Genomic DNA, 12,585 nt, shown 5'->3' on the forward strand with positions numbered 1-12,585 from the left:
TGGCCTTCCTCATTCAGCTAATCAATTGGTTGAGGCTGAGGATCGGCATCAGGATCGCCAGCACGATGACCAACACCGACGCGCCCATAAACACCAGCATGGCCGGCTCCAGCAGGCCCATCAGCACCGCGATGCGGTTAGCCAGTTGTTGTTCTTGTTGTTGGGCGGCGCGCTCGAGCATGTTGTCCAGCTCGCCGGAGCGCTCACCGCTGGCGATCATGTAGAGCATCATCGGCGGGAAGCTGCCATTGAGTTCCAGCGCCCGGGTCAGGCTCACACCTTCGCTGACCGCACGCACAATGTCCTTCAGACCGGTCCGAATCTGCTGATTCGCCACCACCTCGCTGGCGATCCCCAGGGCATCCAGCAGCGGCACACCACTGCGGCCAAGAATGGCCAGGGTGCTGACAAAGCGCGTGCAACTGCTGGCACGCACCAGACCTTTAAGCAGCGGCAAGCGCAGCAGCAAGGCATGCCAACGCTGGCGGTATTTGGCTTGGCTCAGCAGGGTTTTTACCGTCAGCAACAGCGCGGCAAAGAACAGCACCAGCAGCGCGCCGTAACTCTGTACAAAGGCACTGCTGGCGACCAGGGCGCGGGTCAGCAGGGGCAGTTCTTGGCCGCTGTCGATAAACACCTTGATCACATCCGGCACCACGAACCCCAGCAGAAAGCCGACGATGGCCAGCGCCGCCACCAACAGGATGCAGGGATAGAGCATGGCCAGTTGGATCTTCTGCCGCGCCGCTTGGCTGGCCTCGCTGTAGTCGGCCAAGTTGAGCAGCACCTGATCCAAGTGGCCGCTGCGCTCCCCCGCCGCCACCGTGGCGCGGTACAGCTCAGGAAAGGCCTTGGGATAATCCGCCAGGGCGATGGCCAGCGAGTAGCCTTCGAGCACCCGCGCGCGCACCGCCAGCAACATGCTTTGCAGCGCTTGTTTGTCGCACTGGGCGGCCACGGCGGCGAGCACTTCTTCCAGCGGCAACGCCGCCTGCACCAGCGTCGCCATCTGCCGGGTGAGCATGGCCAGCTCAGCGGTGGTTAAACGCTGGTTGGAGGTTTTGCCGGTGCGGCTGCCCAGGCTTAATCGCGCCTTGCCCGTACTGACCTTGAGCGCCAGCAGTTGCCGCTCGCGTAACAGCTGGCGGGCGTGGCGTTCACTGTCGGCCTCGAGCACGCCACTGATTTTTTTGCCGCTGGCGTCCATGGCCAGGTAGTCATAGGCGGCCATTTACTGCTCCTGGGTCACGCGCAGCAATTCATCGAGGCTGGTGGCACCTTGCAGGACCATGGCCTGCCCGTCATTGAACAGGCTCGGGCTGTGCTGCCGCGCGTAGGCCAGCAACTCATGCTCGCCGGCGCCGCTGTGGATCAACTGACGCAGCGAATCATCCAGCAGCACCAGCTCATAAATCCCCCGCCGCCCGCGATAGCCGGTGTGCTGACAATGGCTGCAACCCACCGCGCGATACAGCGGTGGGGCTTGCTCAGCCGCCACCCCTAAACGCTGACACGCCAGCGCATCGGCCTGATGCGACTCTTTGCACTGTGGACAGAGCAGGCGCACCAAGCGCTGGGCCAAGACACCCAGCAGCGAGGTGCAGAGCAGGAACGGCTCGATGCCCATATCGACCAAGCGGGTGACCGCGCCGATAGCGCTATTGGTGTGCAGGGTCGACAGCACCAAGTGGCCGGTGAGCGAGGCCTGCACGGCGATCTCGGCGGTTTCGCGGTCGCGGATTTCACCGACCATGACCACGTCCGGGTCCTGGCGCAAAATCGCGCGCAGACCGCGGGCGAAGGTCATATCGACCTTGCTGTTGACCTGGGTTTGGCCGATGCCGCTTAAGTGATATTCCACCGGGTCTTCGATGGTCAGGATATTGCGCTCCAGGCTGTTCAAACTGGCCAGACCGGCATACAGGGTGGTGGTCTTACCCGAGCCAGTCGGGCCGGTGACCAACAGAATGCCGTGGGGTTTATGCAGCGCCTCGCGCAAGCGCTCACGTACTTGGGGGTTAAGCCCTAAACGGTCGAGATCGAGACTGCCGGCCTGTTTATCGAGCAAGCGCATCACCACCCGCTCGCCATGGCTGGAAGGCAAGGTCGACACCCGCACATCCACCTCATGGCCGGCCAAACGCAGGGCGATCCGGCCATCCTGGGGGATGCGTTTTTCGGCAATATCCAGCTTGGCCATGACCTTGATTCGCGACACCAACAAGCTGGCCAGCTCACGCCTTGGACGCAGTACTTCACGCAGCAAACCGTCGATGCGCAGGCGCACCGATAAATGCTCCTCGAAGGTTTCCAGGTGCACATCGGAGGCTTGGCTTTTGACGGCCTCACTTAAGATGGCGTTGATCAACCGAATGATCGGCGCATCGCCCTCTTGCTCCAGCAAATCGGTGGTTTTCGGTAGCTGCTCGGCCAGGCTGCCCAGATCAAACTCATCATCAAACTGCTCCCCCAAACCATCGGCCACCTGCTGCGCGGCGTTCTGCCCGTCGCGGTAATGGGCGGCCAAACGCAAGGCGAAGGCCGCCTCATCCAACACCTCGGCGCGCAGCGGAGCACCGTTGCTGCGGCGCACCTCGGCCAGCACGCTGCACGGCACATCGGCGCGGCAATACAGCTGGCTGAGCGCACCTTGCTGCTCGAGGATCACGCCATGGCGGCGGGCATAGGCAAAGGGCAAACGCGGCGACTGGCTCACGGTTTTTTGACCGGAGCGGAGCGGATATCGATCGGGGCTTGCTGAGCTTTTTGGCCAGCATCAAACATCTGCTGCGCATCAGCCGGCAGCGCGCTGCCTTTGCCCTCGCCCATGGGCAGGGAGCGCAGCTTGCGGTATTTATCCTGGCTGACCTGCCCGGCCTTGGCCGTATCGCGCAGCAAGGTTGGGCGCAAGAACACCATCAGGTTGGTCTTTTCGGTGACCTCTTTGGTGCTGCGAAACAGCCTGCCCAGCCAGGGAATATCGCCGAGCAGCGGCACCTTGCTGACCTGCACCTTGAGGTTGTCCTTGATCAGCCCACCGAGCACGATGATCTGTCCATCGTTGGCCAGGATGGTGCTCTTCACCGAGCGTTTGTTGGTGATCAAATCGCTGCTACTGATGCCCGCAGGAGCGGCGGCCAGTTCGGAGCTTTCTTGCTCGACCTCCAGGCGCAGAAAGTCGCCTTCGTTGATATGGGGCGTGACCTTGAGGTTAATCCCCACATCCTTGCGCTCCACCGTGGTGAAGGGATTGCTCGCCCCGGCCGTGTCGGTGGTGTAGGAGCCGGTCTGGAACGGCACGTTTTGCCCCACCAGAATCTCCGCCTCTTCGTTATCCAGAGTCAGCAGGCTGGGGGTGGACAGCAGGTTGTTGTTGGAGTCGCTGGACAACGCCGAGATCAGCGCACCGAAGTTGCTGCTGCCGATGCCGATCAGGGTGCCGTCGGGCAATGGCGGACGCTTATCGTTGTGCAGGTTTTCCAACAAGGTGCCGATGCTTAAGCCCGCGCTGCCAAAGTTGGTGACCCCGGCCCACTTGCCATCGGCGCCGGCCCACTGCACGCCCAAGGCCTCGTTGATGTCGCCACTGACCTCCACGATCGCCGCCTCCACCAACACCTGGGCGCGGGGACGATCCAGCTCGGTGATAATCGCCTCGAAGGTCGCCAGCTGCGCCGGCGAGGCCATCAGCACCAGCGCGTTCTGGCTTTCATCGGCGCTGACCAGCACCTGACTGTCCTGGCCTTCGCTGCCACTGGCGGCGCCGCGACCAGCCGACTCCATGCGTTTGCCGATGCCGCTGAGCAGGGTTTCCAGCTTCTTCGCGTCGCTGTGGTTTAGCCTGCGTACGCGGGCATTTTCGGCGACGTTATTCGGTACGTCCAAGCGCTGCGCCAAGCGCTGCATCTGCGCGCGCACGGAAGACGGGCCGACTAAAATCACGCTGTTGCTGCGCGGATCTGCAATCGCCTTGCTGGCGCTGCTTTCACTGCCACTGCTGGTGATGCTGTCGCTGACCGTTTTGGCGATATCCGCCGCCCAAGCGTGGCGCAGCTGGAGGATATTGAACTGGCGGCTGCCGGCGCTATCCAGGGCTTGAATCAACTGCCGCACACGCGCGACGTTGTTGGCGCTGTCGGAAACCACCAGGGCATTGGAGGTGATCGACGGCGCCATATAGGCATCGGCGGCCACCAGCGGGCGTACCGCGGCGGCCACTTCGCTGGCATTGCTGTGATGCAGCTCGACCACCTCCGTGATGAACTCATCGGTACCGCCTTTGGCCGGCACATAGGCTTTGGTTTTAGCCTCGGCCACCGGCAGGATCAGCACCTTGTCGCCCTGATCCATGGCGGCAAAGCCCTGGCTGCGTAACACGCTGAGAAACAGCGAGTAGATGCCCTGCTGGTCCATGGCGGTGTTGGATTGCACCGTCACTTTGCCGCTGAGCTTGGGGTCGAGAATCATCGTCTTGCCGGTGATCTGGCCGACCTCATTGACCAGATCGCGCAGCTCGGCGTCCTTCATGTTCAGCGTCCATTGCTGCTCGTGCGCCTGTTTATCGGCAGCCTGAACGGCGCCCCACATGGTGCTTAAGGCCAGCACAGAGCCGGCAATAAATGCTCGTTTCATGAGTAAGAAGTCATCTTTAAGGTTGCACGAGGAGGCTTAACGCCTGGTGATTGACGCGCTGGCCGGTAGCAGGCTGCGCTTGCAGCAGATGGCTGCTGGGGGCGTTTTGCAGAGGCAAACTGTGGCTTTGGCCGAAGCGCTGGAGCAGCACTTGCCCGGCGCTGATCTGCTGCAATACGGCGCCGCCGGGCAGGGTTTCGCCCTGCTGATAAAAACGCTGGCCGTCTGGGTCTTGAATCAAGGCGCGGGAACCTTGGCCATCCACGGCGACCAAGCTGGCTAAGAGCGTGAGCGGCACTTCAACGACGCTGTCATTGACCACTTGCGGCTGTAGCCCAAACATCCCGGCGATGGCCGTGGGGTCTGGGCTTGGCCTGGGGATTGGGGTACTCACCGCCGGGCTGATCAGGGCTGGCTGACTGAGCAGCAGCAACTGCTGACGGGCATCGATAGCCAACCACGCCAGCCACAACAAACCGAGCATAATCGCGCCTGCTATGAGCAGACGCGGGCCATGGCGCCGCAGCCCAGTCACAGACTCATACGCCGCAAAATCGGCGTCCCGGACAGGGTATGCAGCAGCACCGCAGCGACATGCCCGCTGACCAAAAAGCCCAGAACGATGCAGGCGTTTTTATGCTGGGTGTTGAAGAAGCTGGTCAGCACGGGGTCATGCAGCGGCTGCTGGATATACAGCAGGCCAAACACATTGATCGGCCGCTCCATCATCAGCACGCCGGTGAGCAGAGTGACGGCCGTGACCACATACAGGGCCAGATGCCCACCCTTGGCCAGCAAGCGCATGGCGCGGTTGCCGCTATGGGCCACCGTGGAATGATCCAAGGCGCACAGAATTCTTAGTCCCAACAGCGGAATCAGCACGCTGGTGAGCGACACATTGATAAAGTTGATGGCATCCACCGCTGCCGGAGGCAAGCGATACAGGGCATTGGCAAAACCACTGACCGTGGCCCAGATAATGATTACCGCGAAGACCCAGTGCAGCAGCACATGCAGCCTTGAATAAGGACGTGTAGGCATAGCAATACCGGAAAAAAAGGGCATGGCGCGGGCTCGGTACGACAGGTTGTCGAGCGACGGTCAGGCGGGGCCAAAATCGGTGAGGAACGCACGGGGCTCACACTCGAGTTACGCGTGCTCGATGAGCATTCCAAACCGATCTTTAACTAAGCCTCACCGCTGCGCAGACACTTGCCGTGCAGAGCCCATGACGCCATGCCAAGGTTCACTAGGAGGGGAACTAGGGAGTACTACAGACGGTTCCAGGCCATCTGCCAGCTGTGGCCTATACCCGGCTCAAAGGCCGTGGCGGTTTTGCTCCACTGCACGCAGTAGCCGTTGTACGGGAACGGTTTGCACTGGTAACGGTGACCGTCGCGGGGCTGCAAGACGATGGTGCCGGCCTTGTAGGAGCTGATCGACTGCGGGAATACGAAGTCGTAAGTGCCTTGGCCTGCGCCTGGCTCACCACCCGTGTTGCCGCCGGTATCTTCCGCCACCAGCTTGAAGTTGGCACTTTGCTGGAGCAGATCGTCCTGCTTGGTAGCCACTACCGACACACTGAAATCGCCTGCTTTTTGATTCGTCAGGTTAAAGGCGAAGTGCGGGTTGTTGCCCGGTGGCGCTTCTTGGAAGGCCACTGTTTCATTCTTGTTGTTGTGCACAGTGGCCTTAACTTTGTAACCCTCACCTTTAACGATGGCGCTGAAATGCACATCAGCTTTGCCGTCACGCAAGGTGTACTGCGGTTGAATCCCGCTGAGGGTTAATTCTCCCGGCACCATCGCCTGAACTTTCTCGATGATGACGCTGTTGATGTTGCTGCCCTTGCTGACCACGATGTCGTTCTTGCCATACACCGGCACCACTTCGTTTTGCGGGTTGAGCTGGCCCATCAGATAGCCTTGCTTCGCCGCATTGACCTTGACCGCCAACTCGTGGGGCCAGACGTCGGCTTTAGCCAGGTTAGCGCTGTTGATATCCAGCACTACTTGCTTGCTAGGCAGCTCATTGCTGGTGCTGAAGACCCGGGTTTTGACCTTGTCACCGACTTTCAGCGGCTCTGGATTGACGGCGCCGACGGTGGTCCAAGGCGAAGCTGGAACGGCGCCGTTATCGATATTGAGGTCGATCACCTGGTAGAAGGTGGCGTCCGTGTCGTGCACCTTCCAGGTGGCCAAGACGACGTGATAGCCGCTGCGATCAGACGGGATATTCACCGTGTGCTTGGTCTTGCCGCCGGCATTGGTCGGCGCATTCAGGGCTGGCCATGGCTCATCGAGCAGCGGTTTGAGCTCAAACGAATCACGGGTCAGTGGCTGGTTCGGGTTCCAGTCTTTTTTGGTGATATAGAACTGCCAATAGCGGGTGGAGTGGGCCGCTTTGTAGAGCCAGGTGAAGGTGTTCGGGCCGGGCTTGATGGTGGTTTTAGTCCAGCGCGTGGCGGTCTGCTCGTTCAGCGCGGCGAAGCTGCTGTGGCCACCGGCAGCGATGGTGCCGTCGGCGGGGCCGCACTTGGTGAAGTCACCGGTGCACGCTTGACTAGCGCTGGGGTAGTGGTTGCCGCTGGCGCCATTGGCGCGGCCCACATACTCCACACTTTGTGGCTCGTATTGCACCGATCCGCAGTTCGCATTCAGCACGCCGCCTTCGGCGTTACACATAAACGAGCGCGACTTGGGCGACTCAACATAACCGTGGGCGGACACTTGCATGGAGCTGAGCGCCGCAGCGCTGACGGCCAGCACCAGAGGCAGCTTGAGCAGTTTCTGGGTTCGGGAGAGGGTAATCATTGCAATAGCCTTAAGTTCTCAATGTAGAGGCAAAGTCCCGCAGCGCGCGCCAGGTTGACGAGCAAGTTATTGGGGACCCGCTAAGGCTAAAGCGCCCCTCCCACTCACCCCATGGGACGAGTACGAGAGTTAAAACAAAATGACTGACCGGGGATGGCTGCAGAGCGTGGAACCGGGAACCGTAGCCTGGATTAGCCCACAACGTGGGCGTAATCCGGGGATCAAAATCGGCTGGACCGTGCTGCTTATCTGGCATCGTGGTTGTGGTGGCTTACGCCGCTGCGCGGCTAAACCACCGTACGTATCGCCACCCTGGTCATCCAATCATCTACGAGTGAAGGCGTGAACCGCGGAACCGTAGCCTGGATTAGCCCACAACGTGGGCGTAATCCGGGAAACGAAATCGGCTCGATTGCGCGGCTTATCCGGCATCGTGGTTGTGGTGGTTTACGCCGCTGCGCGGCTAAACCACCCTACGTATCGAACCACCCAACTCATCGAACCACCCTACTTATCGCCACCCTACCCATCCAATCATCTACGAGTGAGGGCGTGAACCGTGGAACCGTAGCCTGGATTAGCCCACAACGTGGGCGTAATCCGGGGAGCAAAATCGGCTCGATTGCGTGGCTTATTCGGCATCGTGGCTGTGGTGGCTTACGCCGCTGCGCGGCTAAACCACCCTACGTATCGCACCACCCTACGTATCGCACCACCCTACGTATCGAAACACCCAACTTATCGAACCACCCTCACCTGCGAGATCGCATCAGACTAGGGGCTGGAGGTTAGGCGGCGGGCTCGGCCAAGCTGTCCAGCTGGCGGTGCACGTCCTGTTGGATGCGTTGCAGGCTGCGCAACAACGCTTGCTCGGCGGCGGCGATATAGGTCGCCGGCTGGCCAATGGTTTGGCGCAGGGCGTTGCAGGCGCCGGCCAATTCCAGCGCATCGATCATGCAGGCCATACCGGCTAAGCGGTGGCTGACGCTATCGATTTGCTCAGGATGGGCAGGCAGGTTCAGCGCGGCAAATTGGCTGATCTCCTGCTCAAGATTGACCTGTAATTCGCACAGGATACGTTGCCGTATGGTCTCGCTGTCCTGATCCGTATCGAGCAAATGGGCCAAGTTAAAACTGTCAGCCTGAGCCTCAAGCTCACGCGGCTCCGTGGCCAGCAAAACACTCAACACCTCATGCAAGCGCGCCAGGGTCACCGGCTTGATCATCAGATCATCCATGCCCGCGTCGTAACACTGGCTGGCCTCGTTGCATAAAGCGCTGGCGGTGTAGCCAACGATCAGGTGCGGCTTTTGCGCTAGCGCCAACTCTTGGGCGCGCACCGCGCGAGTCAGGGCATAGCCATCCATGCTCGGCATATTGCAGTCGCTGATCAGCACGTCGTAGGTCTGTTTCTGCAACTCCAGCAACGCCTCGGCGCCACTGCACAGGTGCTTGGCCTGATGGCCCAACCGCTCTAACTGCAAGCTGAGCACCAAGCCATTGGTGGATACGTCATCCACCACCAACACCCGTAACGCCTGGCTCGGCGCCGCAGGCAAGTCGGGTACCTGGGCTTGTAACTGCGCCGCCAGCTGCCAACGCAGAGGCAGCGCGACATGCACGCAACAGCCCTGGCCCGGCACGCTCTCCAACCAGATACGCCCGCCCATTAACTCGGTCAGTTGTTTGCAGATGGTCAGGCCCAAGCCCGAGCCGCCATAGCACTGCGCCGTTTGCGCGGAGGCCTGGCGATAGGGCTCGAAGATTTGCCCCTGTAGCGCCTGCGCAATGCCGATGCCAGTGTCGCAAACGCTGAGGGTCAGCAGACTGCGGTCGCCGGCCAGCGGCTCCTCGCGCACGCGCAGCTCGATGCCGCCCTGCTCGGTAAAGCGCAGCGCATTGCTCAGTAAGTTATGCACAATCTGCTGAACCCGCAGGGCATCAAGGGCATACCAACGCTGCAGCGGAGCTTGGTAAGCGAGGCGTATGTACAGGCCCTTATCCTTGGCTTGGGCGTTAAACAGCGCCAGGCTATTGCCCAGCAGCGCGGCTAAATCGGTGGGCTCTAAAGCCAACTGCATCTGCCGGCTTTCGATCTTATCGAGGTCGAGAATATTGCCGATCAGATCGATCATCGCCATGGCCGACTGCTGCGCGATGCGCAGGTTGACCGAAGCATCCGTGCGCCCGCTTGTTTCCAACTCCAGCAGGCCAACCAAGGCATTGAGCGGCGTGCGCAGCTCATGGCTCATAGAGGCGAGAAACTCACTCTTGGCCGCACTGGCGGTTTGCGCCTCTTGCTTGGCCTCGCGCAGCTCCAGCTCCAACTGCTTGCGCGTGGTGATATCCAGCCACCCGCCGAGGGAGCCTTGCAGCTGCCCGCGGGCGTTATAGAACGGCACCAACCACAGATACAGATGATGCTCCTGGCCCTTGCAGATCAACGTGGTGTCGATAAAGCGCGGCTGATGGTCGTGCAACAGCAGTTGATGCTCAGCCTCCAGGCCCAGAGCAAAGCCCTTGGGCAGGCTGCTTTGCTCACTGGGCAGCAAACCCTCAATCAACTCCTGAGCCGTGCAAAAGAACGCTTCATAGGCGCGGTTGCAGGCGGTTAAGCGCCCCTCCAAATCTCGCACATAAACCGGCGTGGGCAGGCCATTGAGCAGGGAAAACTGGAAGGCCAATTTATCCTGCAACTGGGTCTGGGCGCAGATACGCCGCTTTACCTGAATCTTCAGGCGCCAGTTCCACAACATCGACAAAGCCAAGATTAACAACACCGCTAAACCAACATGCCAGGCATTCTCCACCGCCCATTGCCAAAAATTACTGAGCGGGCGCTCGGCAATCACCTGAATATCGCTTTGCGGATTGCGCGACATCGACTCCAGCAGTTTGTTAAGGATGCTCTGTAAGGGTTTATCTGCGGCCGCCACCGCAAACTGATGGGGCGTGGGCGTGGCCTTGATCGTCCAGCCGTACTGCAACCCTGGCTCCGGTGCGTTGCGCGTGGTGACGGAGGAAACCAAGGTGGCATCGACCTGCCGATTCAGCACCAGGCTCATGGAATGGCGGAAATTCTCGCTGCGCACCAGCTGGATATTCGGGTACAGGGTATGCAAATGCGCGTATAGCGGATGCTCACGGGACAGCGCCAATTTGCGCCCGCCCATGACCTCCAGGGAGTTGGGCGAGCTGTCGCCCTCCCGAACCAGAAAGGTCCAGTTGCGACTGCCAAAGGGCAGCGTCAGGTGCAGTTCTTGGTTGGCATAACGGCTGGAGAACTGGCGACCACTCAGGTTCGCCGTGCCCTTGGCCAGTTGCAGCAAATCATCATCGGCACTGCGACTGGCCTGCATATGGATCTTCATGCCAAAGGTGCTGCCCAGCTTGCGCAGCAGCTTAAGGCTCAGGCCGGTCCACTCACCTTTGCCATTGCGGTAGAGATAACCCGGCACATCATCGAGCAACACCGTGATCTGCCGATGCTGCTTGAGCCAGGCCAACTCTTGCGCGCTCAGAATAAAATTCTCCGAGGCCAGACAGGGGTACGGGCCGTGGCACACCTGTTGATTGATGCGCAGCTTTTCCATCTCCGGAATGCTGCGCAACCCGTAATTCAGCAGAGCCAACAACACCGCGTCATCACGGTGCACGGCAAAGGCAAAACCGGTTTGTGGCAGATGCGCGGAGAACTTGTTTTGCAGGTGTAAATCGGTGCGGGTTTGCAGGTAAAAATTAGCGCGCAGCTGATCCCCGATAAATACATCGGCCTGCTTGTCCACCAACAGCTCGAAGGCCTCCGGAGTATTGCTCACCTCCCGCACCTGGGCCTTAGGGTAGGCCTGCTGCACGCGCTCGATGGGCAGATAATCTTCCAGCACCAGAACCTGCCGGCCCCGTAAGTCGAGGGGCTGCGACTGATCTTGGCTGCGCCCGACGATAATCGGGTTGATTGGCAAGTAAGCCTGGCTTAAGAGGATGTCCGGGTTGGCATTTTCAAAGCCCGTGGCACGCACCAGCAGATCCACCCGCTGTTCGCTGAGGGCCACCACCGCCGCCTTGGGCGACGGCACATCGACATACTCAAACTGCAAGTTGAGCTGGGCCATGATGCGCTGCAAATACTGCTCAGACAGGCTGCGCAAAATACGGTTATCCAAGCGCTCCAGGTTGGCCGACGAAGACACAATCCGCGCCACCCGTAAGGTGCGCCGGGCCAGGCTGTCACGCATGCTGAGCAGACGATCCAGAGAAGGATTGGGCGCCGGTGGTGGCGGCGCATCAGCCCAACTGAATTGCGCCAGCAGCAACAGGCACAAGCTCGCCAGCCAAACGCCTGGCTTAAAGCCTGGGTGGATCAACATACACAACTCCCTGCCAGCCCCCACACTTAGGCCAGACCGTTTTCCTGGATGTACAAAAACAAGCTGGCGGCGGTATCCAGGCCGAGCTTGCGCATGGCGCTGGTCTTTTGCGCACTGATGGTTTGCTTACTGCGGCACAGGCGCTGGGCGATGCTATTGACGGTCATGCCGCTGCCATACAAGCGCAGTACCTCCACTTCGCGGGGGCTGAGTTGGGTCGGCTCATGCAAGGATTTACCGCACAGCGCCGTGCTTACATCCAGCAAGTGCTGCAACGACGGCGAGACAAAAGGCGTGCGGCGGTTGGCGGTAATGGCCTTGGGCAAGTCATTGAGCAGCCCGCGCTTGCTGACCAAACCCTGAATGCCCAACTTGAGCACGCTGGCCAGCAGCGCCGGGTTATCCAACATGGTCACGACCACAATGGCCATCTGCGGATATTGATTGCGCAGGCGGCGAATCAACCCCAGGCCATCGACCTGCTCGCCGGGCATCATGAAATCGGTGAGCAAAATATCGCAGGGCTGCTGCTGCAAATTACTCAGCAATTCCTCCACCCCGTAGGCCTGCGCGACCACCTGTAAACGCGATTGCGCCTGCAACAACGTGTGCATCCCAATCAGAGTTAAGGGATGGTCATCAGCTAACTGTACGCATATCGGCATAACGGCAATAAACCCTCATCAATAAACGCCGCAAACAGCCGCGCCCTGTTCTATCGGATTGAGAACAGTGGTGATTAGTTGGATATTGAGATAGGCGATAAGAGTAAC

At 60.2% G+C, this 12,585-nt stretch carries 8 protein-coding genes; all 8 read right to left on the reverse strand.

Features of this window, described 5'->3' with window-relative positions; genetic code table 11:
• Window positions 1-13 precede the first annotated feature (13 nt).
• The 8 genes from gspF to NTD81_RS11560 all read right to left on the reverse strand — a co-directional run bounded on the left by gspF (window position 14) and on the right by NTD81_RS11560 (window position 12,477).
• On the reverse strand, window positions 14-1,231 hold the full coding sequence (gene gspF, locus NTD81_RS11525; protein WP_262182502.1) for a type II secretion system inner membrane protein GspF: 1,218 nt from the start codon (window positions 1,229-1,231) through the stop codon (window positions 14-16).
• The gene (gene gspE / locus NTD81_RS11530; protein ID WP_262182503.1) at window positions 1,232-2,716 is read right to left on the reverse strand and encodes a type II secretion system ATPase GspE; all 1,485 of its coding nucleotides are present in this window, start codon (window positions 2,714-2,716) and stop codon (window positions 1,232-1,234) included.
• Window positions 2,713-4,632, reverse strand: coding sequence for a type II secretion system secretin GspD (gene gspD / locus NTD81_RS11535; protein ID WP_262182505.1), 1,920 nt, complete (start codon window positions 4,630-4,632; stop codon window positions 2,713-2,715). Before gspD ends, gspE begins: the two co-directional genes overlap by 4 nt.
• Before the next feature lie 16 nt (window positions 4,633-4,648).
• A complete protein-coding gene (locus NTD81_RS11540) occupies window positions 4,649-5,116 on the reverse strand; it encodes a type II secretion system protein N (RefSeq protein ID WP_262182506.1) in 468 nt (155 codons plus the stop codon).
• 47 nt (window positions 5,117-5,163) lie between these two features.
• Window positions 5,164-5,673, reverse strand: coding sequence for a cytochrome b/b6 domain-containing protein (locus NTD81_RS11545; protein ID WP_262182507.1), 510 nt, complete (start codon window positions 5,671-5,673; stop codon window positions 5,164-5,166).
• A gap of 230 nt (window positions 5,674-5,903) precedes the next feature.
• Window positions 5,904-7,445, reverse strand: coding sequence for an N-acetylglucosamine-binding protein GbpA (gene gbpA / locus NTD81_RS11550; RefSeq protein WP_262182508.1), 1,542 nt, complete (start codon window positions 7,443-7,445; stop codon window positions 5,904-5,906).
• 788 nt (window positions 7,446-8,233) lie between these two features.
• The gene (locus tag NTD81_RS11555) at window positions 8,234-11,812 is read right to left on the reverse strand and encodes an ATP-binding protein (protein WP_262182510.1); all 3,579 of its coding nucleotides are present in this window, start codon (window positions 11,810-11,812) and stop codon (window positions 8,234-8,236) included.
• 26 nt (window positions 11,813-11,838) lie between these two features.
• Entirely contained in the window at window positions 11,839-12,477 is a 639-nt protein-coding gene (locus NTD81_RS11560; protein ID WP_262182512.1) for a response regulator transcription factor, read from the reverse strand.
• Between the last annotated feature and the right edge of the window lie 108 nt (window positions 12,478-12,585).

It is taken from the genome of Pseudomonas sp. 5P_3.1_Bac2, from assembly GCF_025465995.1.
In the GTDB taxonomy this organism is placed as follows: Bacteria; Pseudomonadota; Gammaproteobacteria; order Pseudomonadales; family Pseudomonadaceae; genus Aquipseudomonas.

What these genes read in the sequence shown, in the direction of transcription:
- NTD81_RS11555 (WP_262182510.1), bottom strand. Translation starts at nt 11,812, where the DNA reads ATGTTGATCCACCCAGGCTTTAAGCCAGGCGTTTGGCTGGCGAGCTTG.
- NTD81_RS11545 (WP_262182507.1), bottom strand. Translation starts at nt 5,673, where the DNA reads ATGCCTACACGTCCTTATTCAAGGCTGCATGTGCTGCTGCACTGGGTC.
- NTD81_RS11540 (WP_262182506.1), bottom strand. Translation starts at nt 5,116, where the DNA reads ATGCTCGGTTTGTTGTGGCTGGCGTGGTTGGCTATCGATGCCCGTCAG.
- gspD (WP_262182505.1), bottom strand. Translation starts at nt 4,632, where the DNA reads ATGAAACGAGCATTTATTGCCGGCTCTGTGCTGGCCTTAAGCACCATG.
- NTD81_RS11560 (WP_262182512.1), bottom strand. Translation starts at nt 12,477, where the DNA reads ATGCCGATATGCGTACAGTTAGCTGATGACCATCCCTTAACTCTGATT.
- gspF (WP_262182502.1), bottom strand. Translation starts at nt 1,231, where the DNA reads ATGGCCGCCTATGACTACCTGGCCATGGACGCCAGCGGCAAAAAAATC.
- gbpA (WP_262182508.1), bottom strand. Translation starts at nt 7,445, where the DNA reads ATGATTACCCTCTCCCGAACCCAGAAACTGCTCAAGCTGCCTCTGGTG.